This window comes from Streptomyces sp. 3211.6, from assembly GCF_003634815.1.
Taxonomy (GTDB): domain Bacteria; phylum Actinomycetota; class Actinomycetes; order Streptomycetales; family Streptomycetaceae; genus Streptomyces; species Streptomyces katrae_A.
On the sequence record NZ_RBXC01000001.1, the window covers coordinates 5,962,477 to 5,980,709 of the forward strand.

The following is an 18,233-nucleotide window of genomic DNA, read 5'->3' on the forward strand; positions in this document are numbered from 1 at the left end:
GGCCTGGCCGGTCGTCCGTGGTCTGAACTCGTCAGGCACCATCCGCGGGCATCAGGAAGCCGTCCGCTTCGCGGACCGCCCCCTTCGCCACGAGCTCGTCCACATCGCTCGTGAGTGCATCCCGGATGTCAGGGCCCAGCCGGGTCCACCCGAAGAAGCGTGCGACCTCGCGGAGCAGCTCCTCCCGGTGAACGCCCGGGCTTTCCCCGACCACGTGCCCCACGACGAGCCGCCGCTCGACCGACGGGACCTGCCCGACCTTGCGCGCCATGGTCGGGGTCGGGGTGCGAGCGAAGGCGGGCTCTCGGTCAGGAAGGTCATACGCCTCGCCGACGCGCACGATCTGGCCCGCGGAGGTGATCCTCCGCAGCGCTCGACGCACCGAGTCCCGGACCACCGCGCCCGCTCTCGAGATACCCCACGCCGAACGCACCCGGGTGAGGATCAGGTCCTCCGTCATCGGGCCCTCGGCCTTGATCACGGAGAGGGCGACGTCGGCGACGACCCCCACGGCGTCCGGGTCCTGCAGCTCCGCATGCCGCATGCCGCGGCGCTCGGCGGACGTGATCCGCAGGTTGACCAGCTGGACGTCCCCGAGCTCCTCGTACGCCCGGCTCCACTTCGGCGGCCCGTCGTCCAGCGCCACGAACGTCACCGCCGGCCCCGTGTCCGCCGTCGTGTCCGGAGCGGCAGGTGCCTCTGCAGGCGTCCCCTCGGTGACCGGCTGCTGCGGCATCACCTGAAACGGGTCCCGTGCGCACGCCTCCTCCACCGCGGCGCGCAGGCGGGCGATCGCGTCCCGGCGGTTGCGGTACCAATCGGTGCCCCAGATGCGGTGCAGCTTCCAGCCGAGGTCGCGCAGCACGGCTTGCCGCAGCCGGTCGCGGTCGCGGGCCGCACGCGAGGAGTGGTACATGACGCCGTCGCACTCGATGCCGAGGGCGTAGCTGCCCGGGGCGGCGGGGTGGCGTACCGCCATGTCGATGCGGAAACCGGCGACACCGACCTGGGGCTGTACGGAGTAGCCCCAGTCGCGCAGAACGGCCAGGACCTCTTCCTCGAAGGGGCTCTCCGGAGCGGCATCCGGGTCGGCCGCGGCCGTCGCCAGGATGTGGGGGCCGTGCTCGGCGTACTGGAGGTAGCGCTTCAGGTGCTGGACGCTCTTGTTGGTGCTGTCGGCCAGCTCGGAACCATGGAACGAGGCGATGACCTCCATGCGCCGCCGCGCGCGGGTCACGGCGACGTTGAGACGGCGCCAGCCGCCTTCCCTGTTGATGGGGCCGAACGTCGAGAGCAGCTTGCCCCGGTGGTCCGGGCCATAGCCGACGGACAGGATGACGACGTCGCGCTCGTCGCCCTGGACGGTCTCCAGGTTCTTGACGAAGAAGCCGTCGAGGCGGTCCTCGGTGAAGAAGTGATCGAGGTCGGGCCGGGCGGTTCGTGCCTTCTGCACCGCGTCCTCGATGGCCTCGGCCTGTGCCTTGGACAGGGCGACCACACCCAGGCTGAGCCCCGGCCTGGTGGCGAAGTGGTGGATCACGCGCTGCGCGACTGCCGCCGCCTCGCCCGGGTTGTTGCTTCGGCCGCCCCGGTCGTAGACACCGTCGGCCTTGAAGAACTCGACGCCGAGGTCCGGGCTCTGCTCGTACGCGCCCGGGAAGGTCACCATGGTGTTGTCGTAGAAGTCGTTGTTGCTGAAGGCGATGAGGTTCTCGTGGCGGCTCCGGTAGTGCCACCGCAACGGCAGGCCGCGCAGCACGCCGCTGGCCTTGCAGGCGTCGAGCACGGACTCGAAGTTGTCCGCGCCCTCCTCGTCCCACTCGTCATCGTCGTCGCCGTCGCTGCCGGCGCTGAAGAACGAGGTCGGCGGCAGCTGCTTCTGGTCACCGGCCACGATGAGCGCATTGCCGCGGTAGACGGAGTTCACCGCGTCCTGCGGCAGTACCTGGGAGGCCTCGTCGAAGATGACGACGTCGAATCGGAAGTCGGGCGGCAGGAACTGGCTGACCGTCAGCGGGCTCATCATGAAGCAGGGCTTGATGAGCCGCACGACATCCCGCGTCTCACCGAGCAGCTGGCGTACCGGCTTGTGGCGGCGCTTGAGCTGTGACTGCCGGCGCAGCTCGGCGGCGGGGCCGATGTTGGTTCGGCGGGGGCGGCGGGCATTGCATGCCGCGATGACCTCGGCGTGCGCCGCCTCGACGAGGGCGCGGTCCGCGTCCCGGAACCGCTCGACGAGCTGATCGCGGTCCACTGCGCGCATCGGCTTGAGCCGGGCGTCGAGTCCGAGACGTCGTTCGATCCAGGCGGTGAGGACCGCTCGTTCGACGGAGGCAGGGAAGTCGGCTGCGGACACGCCACGCTGAGCGAGCTGGGAGGGCAGCCCGTCCAGGCCGTACCGTCGCAGCTGCCTGAGGGCGTCGGAGCAGGTGGTCCACGCCTCGGGGCCGAAGGGGTCGTCGTCCAGCCGGGACAGGCAGGTCGCGGCAGCGGGCAGCGACTCCCGGAGCTCGCGCTGCAGGAGGCGGCCGCGCTGCACGTCGAAGTGTCCGACGAGATCGTCCCGCTGGCGCTGCCATTCGTCGTGGCGGTCCGCCACGGACGTCTCGGCGGGTGCGTCCAGCATCAGCCGGGCCGCTGGGACGGACAGCGGGGCCGCGTGGCTTCCGTGTGCGGTCCGGCGAACCTGCTGGGACCAGTCCAGGGCGTCGAGTACGGCTCCCTTGTCGGTTTCCGTCCCCTGGTAGAGGTCACCGAGCAGCTCCCCGTGACGGGGGGCGTCGTCGTCGAACCGCGCCACGGCTGCCCGCGCGTCGGCTACTGCTGTCACCGCCTGCCGCGCCCGCGAGAGGGACAGTCCGCCGTCGGTGTCGGCCACGCGGGCCACGGCGTGGAGGAGGTCGGCAGCGTCCTCGAAGGGTTCGACGTGGGCGCGCAGCCAGCGCGCAGCGTCGGGCATCGGGCCGGCGAGCAGGTGCGCGCCCGCGGCCGCGAGGTGCGGCTGACCGGCGTATTCCCGCCAAGTGTGCAGGTCGGTACGGATCTGCGGCTCCGTCTGTCGCACAAGGGTGTGCGGAACGGGACGTCCGTCGGCGAGGAAACGGATGAGGCGTGCCCGGCGTGTGGGATCGGCGAGCGTGTCCGGCGCCAGCCGCTCCACGGTGTGCGCCGCTTCCAGGGCGTCCTGAAGCGCGGCAGTGTCGACGCCGTCGGCGGACGCGTAACGGCCGAGCAGCTTGCGCTGCTCCTCGTCGGCGCAGCCGCCCGGGGCGGATCGTTGGATGCCCCAGGCCCGGTGCAGGAGTTCGGGGATGCCGCTCCGTTCCGGCGCTGCGTCGGATGAATCCGCGCGCAGCTCGGCGGGGTCGGTGCTCAGCCCCTGGTACCAGGAACCGCAGAGGCGACGATGCGCCTCCTCCTCAGCGGCAAACCCGGCGGTCTCCCGCCGGCCCTCCTGTGCGGCGCCGATCGCCGCCCGTGCGCCTGCGAGCGTGTACGCGAAGCCGGGTCCGTCGTCGCGACGGCCGAGGGAGGCGGCTGTGTCGATGAGGTCGACGGCCCGGGCGATCGGATCCAGGTGGTCGCGCAGCCAGCGGGCAGCGTAGGCCGGAGAGCACTTGGCGAGCTCGTCCGCGACCGGGGCCAGGCGGGGGCGTGTCAGATCCTGCCGCCAGGTGTTCAGATCCTCGCTCAGGGCCCGGCAGTGCTCCAGCAGTTCCGGGGCAGGGGTGTGGCCGTCGGCGATCTGGGCGGCCAGCAGGCCGCGGCGGTGCGGGTCCAGGACCGTGTCCGGCGCGAGCCGGTGTACGGCGCAGGCGTGCGCCAGTGCCGCCTCCAAGGCGGGCACGTCGGGCAGCTCCGCCCCGGCGTAGTGTCCGAGAAGAGCGGCATGCGTACGGGCGAGAGACCGCAGCCGGCTGTGGGCCGTGTGCCAGTCGAGGGCGAGCGGCAACCGGGCGTACAGCTCGCTGCGCCACGAGCCCGCGACCGTCAGCGCACCGAGTGCCTTGCGGTCTGCGCGCACCGCGCCGGACAGCAGGCCGCCGATTCCGCGCGAGCCTTCGGACAGGCGGCCTATCAGGTCCGGCAGTCCGGGGGAGACGGCGGTCTCGGGCCGGAAGACGTCCTGCGCAGCCCGCTCGGCCTCAGCGAGCCGGTGTGCGGCGTCGGAGATCTCCGTGCAGGCTTCCCGTACCCGGGACATCACCTGCGGGTCGAGCCATGTGCCGAGCATCCGGTGGGAGGCCGTGGCCAGCTCCACGAGAGCGATGAGCTCCTCGGCCTCCTGCGTGCTTCTCGGACGGTCAAGCCCGAGGAGCCTGGCCGTGGCCGCGGCGTGCTGCTCGGCCGATTCGAGGGTCGCCCCCAGGCTCGCGAACCAATCGGAGAGCTCCGCGGCCTGCGTACGGGTCAGAGCGCTCAGGTCCAGGCCACGCGGTTCCAGTCCGCCAAGGCCCCGCTCGGACGCCGGTGGTTCCGTGTCGAGCGTGGCGGGGATCGAGGCCCAGCCGGGTCCGGCCTCCGCGGTCGCGCGTGCTTGTGCGGCCAAAACCGTGTCACGGCGGGCGAAGAACGCGCGCAGTCCGTCGGCGACGACGTTGACCGCGGCCTTGCCGGCTTCGGATGCTCCCCCGGGCACAAGCCACTGTTCGAGGGGCCGGTGGTCGGCGCCCGCGAGTGCGACGACGTCGCAGAGGTCTTCCGCTGCCGCGACGCTGCCCGGGATGTCCAGCCCAAGCTGCTGTGCGACCTCGGCAAGGCTGCGGTGCGTACGCTCAAGGCCGTCCGCGGTCGTCTCGAACGCGTGGGCCAGCTCGTTCGCACGCTCCTCCGACAGCTCGGAGGGATCGATACCGGCCGGAGAGAGCGCGGGCAGGGCACGTTCGGCTTCGCTCGGCACGGGGGTGAGCTGCGGCGAGAGTTCCTCCCAACGCTCCCCGGCCGCGGAGCGGGCGGTGGCCTGCGCCCTGACCACCTTCTTCAGCGCGGAGAGGAAGCCGTCCACCGGGCTCGCCACCGTGTCGGCGAAGTCGGCGCTGGTCAGCCATGCCTCGGGCACCGGCCGGCGTGACCCGATGAGCGCGAGGAGCTTGATGAGCCGGCGGACGCCGTCCTCCTCCTCGATCGGCTCGCCGTCTTCCGAGAGGTCCTGGTAGCGCGCCACCGCCGCGGCGAGCCCGTCCCGGGCGGCCATGGCCTGTTCGAGCGCCGGACGGGGATGCGGACTGCCGGCCTTCAGGTCCCGCCAGGGGAAGGACGGATCCGCGACCGCCTGCCAGGCGTCGGCAATGGTCTTGGTCGCCTCGATGATGAGGTGCAGGTCCTGTCCGCTGAGTGCTGCGGGGTCGAACACCTTCTGCTGACGGGAGCCCCCGTCGGACTCCGAAGCCAGGAATGCCACATGCGCCTCGGACAGCCGCCCGACCCTCCCGATCACGTCGTGCAGGCTCTGGCCGAGTGGCTGGCTGACCTCGTTCATCGCCTCGGCATAGGCGCTGAGGGCCTCGCGTGCCTCGCGGGCCCGGGCGACCGCCTCCTGGGAGAGCCGTGGGGCTCGAGGCTCCTCCTCCAGGGCCCTGCCCAGCTCCTGAGCGACGGCCCGGCGGCTGGTGTTGTGGCTGTGCAGGGGCAGGGCGTACGAATCGAGCCCGACGGACTTCAGCCGATCCAGCACCACGTCGAGCGCGGCAGCCTTCTCACTGACGAACAGCACGCTGCGGCCCGCGTGCATCAGGCCGGCGATCATGTTGGTGATCGTCTGGCTCTTGCCCGTACCCGGAGGGCCGTCGAGCACGAAGGACTGCCCGGCGACAGCGGCCGCGACGGCCTGACGCTGCGACGCATCGGCATCGAGGACGAGCGGGCTGTCCTCCGGCGGACTGAGCTCGTCGATCCGGTCGGTGTCGATCTCCTCGAAGTCGAAGCGGTCCGACGCCAGTCCCGCCTTGGGACCGAGCGCCACCGCCCGTACGAGGTCGCTGTTCAGGATGCGGGCCTCGTTGTCCAGCAGGTCCTGGTACATCGACTCCTTGTGGGAGGCGAAGAGCGCCAGCACCACGCGCCTCGAAACCTCCCACGCCTTTTTACCCGCCACTGCGTGGGTGACCGCGTCGAGCACGGCGTCGAGGTCGGTCGGATCCTGTTCCGTGACGGGCGACCAGTCGATGAGGAACTGCTCCAGCTTGACCCTGAGCGCAGGGTTGAGACGCGGTTCCTCGTCGTCGTTGGCCACCAGGCGGACTCGTCCGTTGCTCAGCCGCTCGATCCGCACGGGGAGGAGAAGGATCGGCGCATCGCTGCTCGTCGATGCGCCGTCCTCACGCCAGCGGAGGATGCCGACGCCCAACTGGAGCGTCCACAGGCCGTAGTCGTTGAAGAGCTGGGTGGACTTGCTGCGCAGGCTTGTCAGCGCACGGAGGAGCGCCGGGCCCGTCGTCTTCTGGGTGACGATCCCGGAGGCGGCCCCCTGCCGTTCGGCGAGGCGGGTTGGTGCCGGGGCCCCCTCAGGGTTCTCGGCGTCGGGGTCCTCGTCGGGCAGCGGCGCGAACTCCCAGCCGCGTTCCAGACCGGCGACGAGTTCCCCGGCGGGCGGATGCGAGATCTCCAGGGTCGCCGCCTTGGTGTGCCTGAAGTTGAGGAGCCGATTGCGGCCGCTCAGGTCGACGAGCGACGTCCGCCAGTTGGCCAGGATCGATTTGAACCGTTCCAGCTCTTCATCGCCGCCGAAAGCACTCGGGTTTGCCACACTCGTCCTAGCTGCTCGTGTTGTCTTGCTGGGCCTGCGAGGAGCGACGTGCCCTGATGAAGCCACACAAGCCCGGGGCCAATCCGCTCCCGAGAGTGGTGCCCTCCGCCTGCTCCGGTCCTGCAGATCTCGCTGATTGGAGAATCCTACGACTCAGACCCTTTGGCGTGAAGAGTGGTGCCTTTCCGCCCCTGGCTCCGCAGTTGGAGACGGCGCGTTCGCCGATTCGTCCCCGGGGGGTGGGTCATGCCGTGCCTGATTCACCGCCAGATGTCCGATGCTGACGGGCCGTTGACGTGCGGCTTCACCCTCGAGGGGACGATGCGCAGCGCCCTGCTGCACGAGGACGGATGGCACGACGAGCACCTGCACGCCTGATGCGGGGTGACCTCTGACGGCGTCGGACCGGCACGCCGTCGGACCCGCAGGCTGTCAGACCGGCAGGCCGGTCGGTTCCTTGATCCGCTTCATGATGATCTGGGAGTTGACCTCGGTGACCCCGGACAGGGCCGTCAGCCGCTCGATCCACAGGCGTTCGTACGCACGGAGGTCGCCCACGGCGATGCGCAGCAGGCAGCCGGGGCTCCCGAACAGGCGGTAGGCCTCGATCACGTCGGGGATGTCCTGGAGTGCCGCCTCGAAGGCCTCGACGGCCTCCCGGTCGCGGCGGACCTCAACCGACACCAGCACCTCGAAGCCCCGGCCCACCGCCTCGGGGTCGATCACCGCGCGGTACCCCTGGATCACCCCGTCCTGCTCCAGCTGCCGGACCCGCCGCATGCAGGGGGAGGGGGTCAGCCCCACGCGCTGGGCCAGCTCCTGGTTGCTGAGCCGTCCGTCGCGCTGTAGCTCACGCAAGATTTCACGATCAATGGCGTCCATCGCGCAATTATCCCCCACGATCTCACAGAGCTGCCCTGCAACGCGCAATCGCATTGCGCGTAGATCTCACTATCATTGCCCTTTCCAGCAAATTTGTGCGAACCCCGCTCCGGGGTCCAGACGTCAGGGAAGGGTGGCCATGGGGCGCATCGTCGTCATCAGCACCGGCGGAACGATAGCCAGCCGGTGGACGGGCTCGGGCTTCGCCGCCGAGGCCGGCGGCCGCGAGGTCATGGCCACCGCGCCGCTGCCCGAAGGCATCACCGTCGAGGTCGTCGACCTGTTCAGCGTGAACAGCCCCCGCCTCACCACCGCCCACCAGCTCACCCTGCTGCGCACCATCCACGAGGTCCTCGCCGACCCCGCCGTCGACGGCATCGTCGTCACCCACGGCACGGACACCCTGGAGGAGTCCGCCTTCCTGGCCGACCTCCACCACCACGACCCCCGCAGCGTCGTGTTCACCGGCTCGCAGCTGCCCATGGGCTCCACCGAGGGCGACGGCCCCGGCAACCTCTACGACGCCCTGCTCACCGCCGCGACCACGCGCGGGCTCGGCGTCCTGGTCGCCTTCGCCGGCCGCGTCCACGCCGCCCGCGGCACCATGAAGACCCAGGCCGTGGCCCTGGACGCGTTCGCCGACCCCTCCAAGGAACTGCTCGGCAAGATCGGCTTCGGCAAGGTCACCGTCCTGCGGCAGCCCCAGCGCCCGCGGCCCCTGGCCCTGCCCGCGATGCCGGAGCTGCCGCCGCGCGTGGACATGGTGATGCACCACGCCGACGGCGACCCGGTCCTCCTGAACGCCGCCGTCGCGGCCGGCGCCCGGGGCATCGTCCTCGTCGGCACCGGAGCGGGCAACGCCACCCCGGAGATCGTCGAGGCGGTGCGGGAGGCCGTGGCCCGCGGCGTGCTCGTCGCCCTGACCACCCGCGTCCCGGCCGGCCCGGTCACCGAGATCTACACCCACGGCGGCGCGGTCGACCTCGTCGCCGCCGGCGCCGTCCCCACCGGCACCCTGCGCGCCGGCCAGGCCCGCATCGCGGTCCTCTCCGCCCTGCTCGCCTCCGACAGCCCGGCCGAACAGGCCCGCGTCCTGCGCGCGGCCCTGTCCGAGGAGGACCCGGTCCTCGTCGACGCCTAGCCATTCCGGCCCGCCCGCGTCCCGGGCGCCATAGGATTCCCCCGCAACGATCACGACGTCGCGGGGGGACGCGTAGATGGAGCCCGGGATCATCGGCACACGGCTGGCCTCGGCGGCCGTCGGCCCGCTCGTCAGGAAGCTCTTCGTCACGGAGGGCCCCGGCGCGGGACTGGTCACCAAGCCGATCCGGATCTCCGGCTACGTCTCGTTCCGGGGCGAGAAGCGCTCCCTGACGGAGTCCGACCTGCGCACCCTGGCGGCCAAACTGGTCCGCCAGGCCCTGCGTCACGGCGAACGCCCCGTCACCGCCGACGAACAGCAGGCGGTGACCGACGCCCTCGCCGCCACCCTGCACGCCCTCGGCGACCTGACGATGTCCGACGTCGACGCCGTCCGCCTCGGCGCCACGGCTTTCGCCCGTGCGCTGCGCGGTGCGGCCGGCCGTCCCGAACGCGAACTGACCGCGGACGGCACGTACTTCTACGAGCGGCTGCTCGAAGCGGCCTGCCTGCACATCCTGCACTTCTTCACCCAGCGCTCGACCTTCGTCGCCCACGCCCTGGTGGAACAGACCCGGGGCATGGCGGAACTGACGGCCAAGGTGGACGAACTGATCCGCCGCGATCCGCTCCCGGGCGCGCAGGACGCGGCGTTCGAGGCCGAGTACCTGCCGTGGGTGGCCCGCAAGCACGCGAAGCTGACCATCTACGGCATCGACCTCAGCAGCACCCCGCGTCGGTGGCCGCTGGACGCGGCGTACCTGAGCCTGGAAGTGACGTCGCCGCTCGGATCGTTCGCCCGGGGACCGTTCGGGCGGGCGATGGTGACCGTGCTTGATCTGTGGGGATCTGGTGCCGAGGGGGAAGCGGCGGACCGGGACCGCGATGTACGCATCGCCGCAGCCCTGGCCCAGCAGTCCGGCGGCCGGCTTCGGGCCGACGGAGGGCAGGACGACGTTCCTTTCGACCCCGCGACTCTCACCCGCGACGTACGCCGCCTCCTCGACCAGCCCGTTGACCAGGTACTGGGCGACAACCGCAGGATCCTGCTCCGAGGTGAGGCAGGCTCCGCCGAGACCACCCTGGGGCGGTGGATAGCCGAAGCCTTCGCCCCCCAGCCTGCCGACCAGGCACTGGCGGCCAGCCACCGGGTCCTGCTGCGCGGTGAAGCCGGATCCGGCAAGACCACCCTGGTGCAGTGGCTGGCCATGTCCGCCGGCCGCCAGGACCTCCCGCCGGAGATGGCCTACCTCGAGGACCGCATCCCCTTCGTCCTGCCCCTGCGCACCCTGACCCGCCATGGCGAACGGCTCCCGGGGCCCCGTGAGTTCCTGACCGCCGCCGGTTGCCCGCTCGGCGGGGGCCAGCCCGACGGCTGGGCGCACCGGGTGCTCTCGGCGGGGCGGGGTCTGGTCCTCGTCGACGGCATCGACGAGGTCCCCGACGCCGAGCGCGAACGGACGCGCACCTGGCTGGGGGACCTGATGGACCTGTACGACGGCGACAACCGCTGGCTCGTCACCTCACGCCCCTCCGCCGTCGGCATGGACTGGCTCGCCGAGGAGGGATTCACCGAGCTGACCCTGTCCGCGATGAGCCCCGCCGAGGTCGCCACGTTCATCAAGCGCTGGCACGCGGCGGCCCGCCAGGGTACGGACGAGGACAAGGAACTCAAGGCGTACGAGGCCCAGCTCCTCGCCTCCGTACGCCTCAAGCCCGAACTCGGCCGACTCGCCACCAACCCCCTGATGTGCGGCCTGATCTGCGCCCTCCACCGCGACCGGCGCGGCTACCTCCCGCACGGCCGCAAGGACCTCTACGAGGCCGCGCTCTCCATGCTGATCAGCCGCCGCGACCGCGAGCGCGACATGCGCGTGCCCGACCTCCGGGAGGAGCCCCAGCTCGACCTGTTGCAGCGCCTCGCCTACTGGCTGATCAAGAACGGCCGTACCGAGATGGACCGTTCGCGGGCCGAGGAGATCATCGCCCGGGCCCTCCCCGCCGTCCCGGAGGCGGCGGCCCTGGGCGGCGCACCCGCAGTCTTCGACCACTTCCTCCAGCGCAGCGGACTGCTCCGTGAACCGGGCCCCGGTACCGTCCACTTCGTCCACCGCACCTTCCAGGACTTCCTCGGCGCGCGGGCGGCCGTGGAGGAGGGCGACTTCGGGCTGCTGGCCGGGCACGCGGGCGACGACCAGTGGGAGGACGTCATCCGGATGGCCGTCGCCCTCGCCCGGCCCGCCGAACGCGCGGCGATCTTCCGCGACCTGCTCGCCCTGGGCGACGGCTCCGCCGACCGGCGCACCCAGGTGCGCGTGTACCTCTTGGCGGCGGCCTGCCTGGAGCACGCGACCACGCTCGCTCCGGAGATGCGCGCGGAGGTCGAGGCCCGCACCGCGACGCTCATTCCGCCGAGCGACGAGGACGAGGCCAGGGCCCTGGCCGAGGTCGGCCCGTTGCTCCTGGACCTCCTCCCGGGCCCGGAGGGGATCGACGACTGGGACGCGCGCAACGTGGTGATCGCGGCCTCACATGTGGCGTCCGAGGCGGCAGTCCCCTTCCTGGCCCGGTTCGCCGGCCATCCCTTCCCCCTGGTCCGTTCCCAGCTCGTATGGAGCTGGGGGCGCTTCGACTGCGCCGACTACGCGGACGCGGTGATCGCCCGGCTGGAACCGGCCCATCTCGACTACACCCTTCGGTCCGACGACCAGCTGGAGCAACTCGAGCGCCTCGGCCTCCGCCCGGAGCGCCTGGACATCAGGCGCGACGTGTCCGGGGAGGCTCTGGCACGGTTCCTCGGCCGATACCGCCCCGTGGACCTCCGGCTCCAGGGGGCCTCGGTCTCCGACCTGGCCTTCCTGACATCAGGATCGGCCCCGACATCGCTCACGCTCAGCGGATGTCCCGGGCTGAAGGACCTCTCGGCCCTGGGAGGCATGCCGATCACGCACCTCGACGTCGCCACCCCCCGGCCGGACTTCGACCTGTCCGCCGTGTCCGGACTGCGGGACCTGGAGACCCTGGGCGTTGACGGCCCCGCCGGTATGAGCTGGTCGGTCCGGGACCTGCCCGCGGGCGCCCCTTTGAGCAGGCTCTTCGTCTTCGGTGGGGTGACTTTCGCCGGTGCGCTCGAGGGGCTGGGAGCGTTCTCCCGGCTCCGTCAGCTGGTGCTCGCCCCCGCTTCCAGCCCGGCCTCGGCCGCCGACTGGCAGGAGGTGCGGTCCCTGCCGCTCGTCTCCCTCAGGGTGTCCCTCTCCTCGCTCGCCGCCCTCCCGGCGGAGGCGACGCTGCCGGACATCAAGAGCCTGGAACTTTCCGGCGGCGGTGAGGAAGCCCTCCGGAGCGCCATTCCGCGGATTCCCACGGCCTTCCCCCTGTTGGAGAGCTGCCGGTTCACCGGCGACTTCACCGGGGACGGGGAGATCGACATCGCACCGATGGCGCAGCTGCCCGCATTGAGGGAGGTCGCCATCGAGGTGAACGGCGCCCGCATCCGCGGCGCCGACCTGATTGCGGACGTGAGGCTGGTTGTTCGGGCCCAGCGGTGACCCCGGTGCGGGCCCGGACCCCGGGCCCGCGCCAGGCCGTCAACCACCCGTGAACGCCGCCAGGATCCGGTCCGCCGCCGACGTGGCGGTGACCGTGCCCGCGCGGACCCCCGTCTCCAGGGCGGGGGCCAGCTCGCGGACCGACGGGTTCGCCTTCAGGCGTTCCAGCAGTTCGTCGCGCACCATCGACCAGGTCCACTCGACCTGCTGCGCCGCCCGCTTCGCGGCCAGGCGGCCGCCCGTCTCCAGGACCGTCCGGTGCTGCTCCAGGCGGTTCCAGACCTCCTCCAGCCCCGTCGACTCCCGCGCGCTGCACGTCAGCACCGGCGGGGTCCACGCCGCGTCCGCCGGGTGCATCAGGCGCAGCGCGCCGGACAGCTCCCGGGCGGCGGCCTTCGCGTCGCGTTCGTGCGGGCCGTCGGCCTTGTTCACCGCCAGGACGTCCGCCAGTTCCAGGACGCCCTTCTTGATGCCCTGCAACTGGTCGCCCGTCCGGGCCAGGGACAGGAGGAGGAAGGAGTCCACCATCCCCGCCACCGTCGTCTCCGACTGGCCCACGCCGACCGTCTCCACCAGGACGACGTCGTAGCCCGCCGCCTCCATCACGATCACGGACTCGCGGGTGGCCTTGGCGACCCCGCCCAGCGTCCCCGCCGACGGCGAGGGGCGGACGAAGGCCGACGGGTCCACCGACAGGCGTTCCATCCGGGTCTTGTCGCCCAGGATGGAGCCGCCCGTACGCGTGGACGAGGGGTCCACCGCGAGGACGGCCACCCGGTGCCCGAGGCCCGTCAGCATCGTGCCGAACGCGTCGATGAAGGTGGACTTGCCCACGCCCGGCACCCCGCTGATGCCGATCCGGCGCGCCTTCCCCGAGTGGGGCAGGAGCTCCGTCAACAGCCGCTGCGCCAGCGCCCGGTGGTCCGCCCGGGTGGACTCGACCAGGGTGATGGCGCGCGCGATCTGCGCGCGCTTCCCGTCGAGCACGCCCTTCACATACACGTCGATGTCGATCTTCGGCGGCATACCGCGTCCTGCCTACAGCTCGTGGCCGAGATCCGCGGCGAGCCGCGTCACCAGGTCGTGGGCCGCGTCCGGGATCACCGTGCCGGGCGGGAACACCGCCGCCGCGCCCATCTCCAGCAGCGTGGGGACATCGGCCGGCGGGATGACACCGCCCACCACGATCATGATGTCCTCACGGCCCTCTTCCGCCAGCTGCTCGCGCAGCGCCGGAACGAGGGTCAGGTGGCCGGCCGCCAGCGACGAGACGCCCACCACGTGGACGTCCGCCTCGACGGCCTGGCGGGCCACCTCCGCCGGGGTCTGGAACAGCGGGCCGACGTCCACGTCGAAGCCCAGGTCGGCGAAGGCCGTGGCGATCACCTTCTGGCCGCGGTCGTGGCCGTCCTGGCCCATCTTCGCGACCAGGATGCGCGGACGACGGCCCTCCGCCTCCTCGAACCGGTCGACGAGCGCACGGGTGCGCTCCAGGGACGGGGACTCGCCTGCTTCGGTGCGGTACACACCCGAAATCGTACGGATCTGGCTCGCGTGCCGCCCGTACACCTTCTCCAGGGCGTCCGAGATCTCCCCGACCGTGGCCTTCGCCCGCGCCGCGTCCACCGCCAGGGCGAGCAGGTTGCCCTCCAGGCCCTGGCCGGCCCCGCGTTCGGCCGCGTTCGTCAGCGCCCGCAGGGCGTCCTGCGTACGCGCCTCGTCACGTTCCTCACGCAGCCGCCGCAGCTTCGCGATCTGCTGCGCGCGCACCGAGGAGTTGTCGACCACGAGCACGTCGATCTGCTCGTCGTTCTCCACGCGGTACTTGTTGACGCCGATCACCGGCTGGCGGCCCGAGTCGATCCGCGCCTGGGTGCGGGCCGCGGCCTCCTCCACGCGCAGCTTCGGGATGCCCGCGTCGATGGCCTGCGCCATGCCGCCAGCCGCCTCGACCTCCTGGATGTGCTGCCAGGCCCGGCGCGCCAGGTCGTACGTCAGCTTCTCCACGTACGCGCTGCCGCCCCACGGGTCGATCGACCGGCAGGTCCCCGACTCCTGCTGGAGCAGCAGCTGGGTGTTGCGGGCGATGCGGGCCGAGAAGTCCGTCGGCAGCGCGAGGGCCTCGTCCAGGGCGTTGGTGTGCAGCGACTGGGTGTGGCCCTGGGTCGCGGCCATCGCCTCGATGCACGTACGCGTGACGTTGTTGAAGACGTCCTGGGCGGTCAGCGACCAGCCCGAGGTCTGCGAATGCGTGCGCAGGGACAGGGACTTGGCGTTCTTCGGGTCGAACTGCCGGACCAGCTTCGCCCACAGCAGGCGCGCCGCGCGCAGCTTCGCGACCTCCATGAAGAAGTTCATGCCGATCGCCCAGAAGAACGACAGGCGCGGCGCGAACGCGTCCACGTCCAGCCCGGCGCCCTGCCCGGCCCGCAGGTACTCCACGCCGTCGGCCAGGGTGTACGCCAGCTCCAGGTCGGCCGTGGCCCCCGCCTCCTGGATGTGGTACCCGGAGATCGAGATGGAGTTGTACCGCGGCATCTTTTGCGAGGTGAAGGAGAAGATGTCCGAGATGATCCGCATCGAGGGCTTCGGCGGATAGATGTAGGTGTTGCGGACCATGAACTCCTTGAGGATGTCGTTCTGGATGGTCCCGGCGAGCTTGTCGGGGGAGACGCCCTGCTCCTCCGCCGCCACGATGTACAGGGCGAGGACCGGCAGCACCGCGCCGTTCATCGTCATCGACACCGACATCTTGTCGAGCGGGATCCCGTCGAACAGCTGCCGCATGTCGTAGATGGAGTCGATCGCCACGCCCGCCATGCCGACGTCGCCCGTCACGCGCGGGTGGTCGCTGTCGTAGCCGCGGTGCGTCGGCAGGTCGAAGGCCACCGACAGGCCCTTCTGGCCGGCCGCGAGGTTGCGCCGGTAGAAGGCGTTGGACTCCTCCGCCGTGGAGAAGCCGGCGTACTGCCGGATAGTCCAGGGCTGGTTCACGTACATCGTCGGGTACGGGCCGCGCAGGTACGGGGCCATGCCCGGGTACGTCCCCAGGAAGTCCAGGCCCTCCAGGTCCCGGCCCGTGTACAGCGGCTGCACGCCGATGCCCTCGGGGGTCTCCCACACCAGGTCGCCCGTGGCGGCCCCGGTGGACTCCTTCACCGCCGCGCGCCACTGGTCCTCGGTGGCGGCCGGAGCCGCTCCGCCCAGGGCGAGCTCGGAGAAATCGGGGATGCCGCTGTTGCCGCTCACTGGGCCACTCCCATCCGGTCGAGTACGGAGGACAGCACGGCGACCGCGTCGCAGCCGGCGAAGACGTACTCGTCCACGGCGCCGGCCGAGGTGCCGGGCCTGCCCGCGAGGAACACCGTCGAGGCGCCGGCCCCGCGCAGGGCCGCCGCCACCGCCTCGGCCTGCTCCTCGTACAGCGCGTCGCCGGAGCACAGCACCGCCACGCCGTCCGCGCCGCTCGCCGCGTACGCGGCGGCGGCGGTCGTCGCGTCGACCGACACCGGGTCGTGGACGGGCTCGATGCCGCCCGCCTGGAAGAGGTTCGAGGCGAAGGTGGCCCGCGCGGTGTGCGCGGCGGCCGGCCCCAGCGCGGCGAGGAACACCCTCGGGCGGCTGCCGGTCGACTCCAGGTGGGCGTCGCTGCGCGCGCGCAGCGCCTCGTACGCCTCGTCCCGGCGCACCCGGGGCAGGCCCCCGGAGGGCGCGGTCGGCGCGGCCTCGCGCACGACGGGCTTCTCCGACAGCAGCGGGAACTCGCTGACACCGGTGATCGGTTCGCGGCGGGTCGCCAGCTTCTTCGAGCGGGCGGCCCAGGTGGCCGCGAGGCGGTCCGCGACCAGGCCGGAGCGCAGGGCGGCCGCGAGTCCGCCGGCGCGCTCGACGGTCTGGAAGAACTCCCAGGCGGCGTGCGCCAGTTCGTCGGTGAGCTGCTCCACGTAGTAGGAGCCGCCCGCCGGGTCGATCACCCGTGCCAGGTGCGACTCCTCCAGGAGGATGGTGGAGGTGTTGCGGGCGATGCGCCGGGCGAAGGCGTCGGGCAGGCCCAGTTCGCTGTCGAACGGGAGCACGGTGACGGAGTCCGCGCCGCCCACGCCGGCCGCCATCGAGGCGACGGTGGTCCGCAGCATGTTCACCCACGGGTCGCGGCGGGTCATCATCACCGGCGAGGTGACGGCGTGCTGCCGCTGGGCACCGGCCTCCGGGGCCCCGCAGGCCTCGGCGACCCGGGCCCACAGGCGCCGCGCGGCGCGCAGCTTGGCGATGGTCAGGAACTGGTCGGCGGTCGCCGCGTAGCGGAACTCCAGCTGCCCGAGGGCGGCTTCGGTGCCGAGTCCGCCCTCGGTGAGGGTGCGCAGGTACGCGACGCCGGTGGCGAGCGACAGTCCGAGCTCCTCGGCCGCCGAGCCGCCGGCCTCGTGGTACGGCAGCGCGTCCACGGTCAGAGCGCGCACGCCCGGCCAGGACGCGGCCGCCTCGCGGGCCAGCTCGACGGCGGGCGCGGTGTCCAGGGCCTCGCCGGTACGGGCCTCGTGGCCCAGGGGGTCGACGCCGAGCGCGGCGCGGGCGGCCTCCGGGGCGACGCCGCGCTCCGCGTACAGGGCGAGCAACGCCCGTGCGGCGACGGCGAATTCGGCACCGGCGTCGAGGGCGACGGGCGCCAGGTCGAGGTACACCCCGTCGAGGGCCCGGCCGAGTTCGGCCGCCGGGACCCCGTGGCGGCCGACGGTGAGCCAGAGGGAGGTGGTGCCGTTCTCCAGGTCGGCCAGCGCCGCCTCGTTGACGCGTACGGGGTCACTGCCCGCGATCCGCTGGCGCACGTCCCAGCCGGAGGCGCTGGTGCCGTCCGGGGTGCCGCCGCGGACGAAGGGCGCGAAGCCGGGGAAGCCGGTGGTGTGGGCCTTCGCGTCCGCGCCGGGGCGTGCCGTGTACAGCGGGCGGGTGGTGAGCCCGTCCTCGAGCGTCGTGGACAGCGCTGCTTCCGCTGCCTCGCCGGATACTTCCTTGCCCGACTTGCGCAGTACGCCTTCGACGAGGCGTTGCCACTGCTCATGTGTCGCGTCAGGAAACTCGGCGGCCAGGGAGAGCCCGTCGTCAGGCAGGACCGTCATGGCCCGAATGCTAGGCGTGGCTACTCGGCGGTTACCAGAACCAACGGATGTGATCTCCCCCTCCCAGATGAGCCCGTGCCCTGGCCGGGCGGGGTGCGGGGTCGGGGGTGGCCGGGGTCGGTCCCGGGGTGGGGTGTCGTCCGGGGCGGGCTTCGATGTTCGGCGCTCCGAGCCGGATCACTGCTGTGGGTCGGTACAGGGCGCCGAAGTCATCTCGTTTTAGCCCCGGACGACACCCCACCCCGTCCCCGCCCCCGACCGGGCACGTCCAGATCTGCGGCTACCGTCACGGCCAACCTTGCGGGCCGGGGATGTCTGGTTCTTCGGCTTTCGCCACGCGAATCGGCTGCGGTGTGGCGCGGGTCTGGGGCGGAGCCCCAGGGAACGGGGACCCAGCCCCCGCGGCCGGGCCGCCGCACGAAAGACGCGTGGCTACGGCGTTGCGGCCCTATGAAATCCAGCCAGGGGTTTTCGGCCGCCTGGGAGAGGAAGCCCCAGGTCAGCGAGGGTTCGGTAGCCCATGGCGACCCCAACGGCAGGGGTTGACCGGGACCTGCCCCGCTGACAGGCTCCGAGCCATGACCGCGAACGAGCAGCACCTCGCCCCGCGGCTCCACACCCCCGGCCCCTGTACCGCGCCGGGCCGGTGTCCGGGCCGCTGTCCGGTCCCCTGCGGGGCCTGACCCCCGAAGGTAGGCCGGCCCGCCGGATGAGCGGGCGCACCGCCCGGCCCGGGCGCCCCCTGGGACCGTAGGCCCGGACCCCGCAGACCGGCGGCCGGGACCCGGCGGTCCCGTACCC

The 18,233-nt window shown here is 72.1% G+C and carries 7 protein-coding genes and 1 pseudogene; 3 read left to right on the plus strand and 5 right to left on the minus strand.

Annotation, left to right across the window (positions count from 1 at the left end; translation table 11 throughout):
- Positions 1 to 31: 31 nt before the first annotated feature.
- Positions 32 to 6,745, minus strand: a complete 6,714-nt coding sequence (locus BX286_RS27540; RefSeq protein WP_121016588.1) for a DUF3320 domain-containing protein — start codon at positions 6,743 to 6,745, stop codon at positions 32 to 34.
- Positions 6,746 to 7,045: 300 nt separating this feature from the next.
- Here BX286_RS27540 and BX286_RS27545 point away from each other — a divergent pair.
- Positions 7,046 to 7,123: pseudogene (locus BX286_RS27545) on the plus strand (GNAT family N-acetyltransferase); the annotation flags it as partial.
- Positions 7,124 to 7,177: 54 nt separating this feature from the next.
- Here BX286_RS27545 and BX286_RS27550 read toward each other — a convergent pair.
- The gene (locus tag BX286_RS27550) at positions 7,178 to 7,681 is read right to left on the minus strand and encodes an Lrp/AsnC family transcriptional regulator (RefSeq protein ID WP_079430208.1); all 504 of its coding nucleotides are present in this window, start codon (positions 7,679 to 7,681) and stop codon (positions 7,178 to 7,180) included.
- An 85-nt stretch (positions 7,682 to 7,766) separates the two neighbouring features.
- Between BX286_RS27550 and BX286_RS27555 the strand changes: the two genes are divergently transcribed.
- Together BX286_RS27555 and BX286_RS27560 are read left to right on the plus strand one after the other, a co-directional pair.
- Positions 7,767 to 8,768, plus strand: coding sequence for an asparaginase (locus BX286_RS27555; protein ID WP_079430209.1), 1,002 nt, complete (start codon positions 7,767 to 7,769; stop codon positions 8,766 to 8,768).
- A gap of 76 nt (positions 8,769 to 8,844) precedes the next feature.
- Positions 8,845 to 12,315: an NACHT domain-containing NTPase gene (locus tag BX286_RS27560; protein ID WP_121016590.1), complete on the plus strand. Its 3,471-nt coding sequence runs from the start codon at positions 8,845 to 8,847 to the stop codon at positions 12,313 to 12,315.
- Positions 12,316 to 12,354: 39 nt separating this feature from the next.
- Here the strand turns inward: BX286_RS27560 and meaB are convergent, their stop codons facing one another.
- Genes meaB through BX286_RS27575 form a run of 3 tightly spaced genes read right to left on the minus strand, consistent with a single transcriptional unit; the run spans position 12,355 to position 17,432 of the window.
- Positions 12,355 to 13,341: a methylmalonyl Co-A mutase-associated GTPase MeaB gene (gene meaB / locus BX286_RS27565; RefSeq protein WP_121016592.1), complete on the minus strand. Its 987-nt coding sequence runs from the start codon at positions 13,339 to 13,341 to the stop codon at positions 12,355 to 12,357.
- A 12-nt stretch (positions 13,342 to 13,353) separates the two neighbouring features.
- Positions 13,354 to 15,564 (minus strand): methylmalonyl-CoA mutase, encoded by a 2,211-nt coding sequence (gene scpA, locus BX286_RS27570; protein ID WP_079430213.1) that lies wholly within the window; start codon positions 15,562 to 15,564, stop codon positions 13,354 to 13,356.
- A complete protein-coding gene (locus BX286_RS27575) occupies positions 15,561 to 17,432 on the minus strand; it encodes a methylmalonyl-CoA mutase family protein (protein ID WP_079430214.1) in 1,872 nt (623 codons plus the stop codon). Before BX286_RS27575 ends, scpA begins: the two co-directional genes overlap by 4 nt.
- Positions 17,433 to 18,233: the final 801 nt, after the last annotated feature.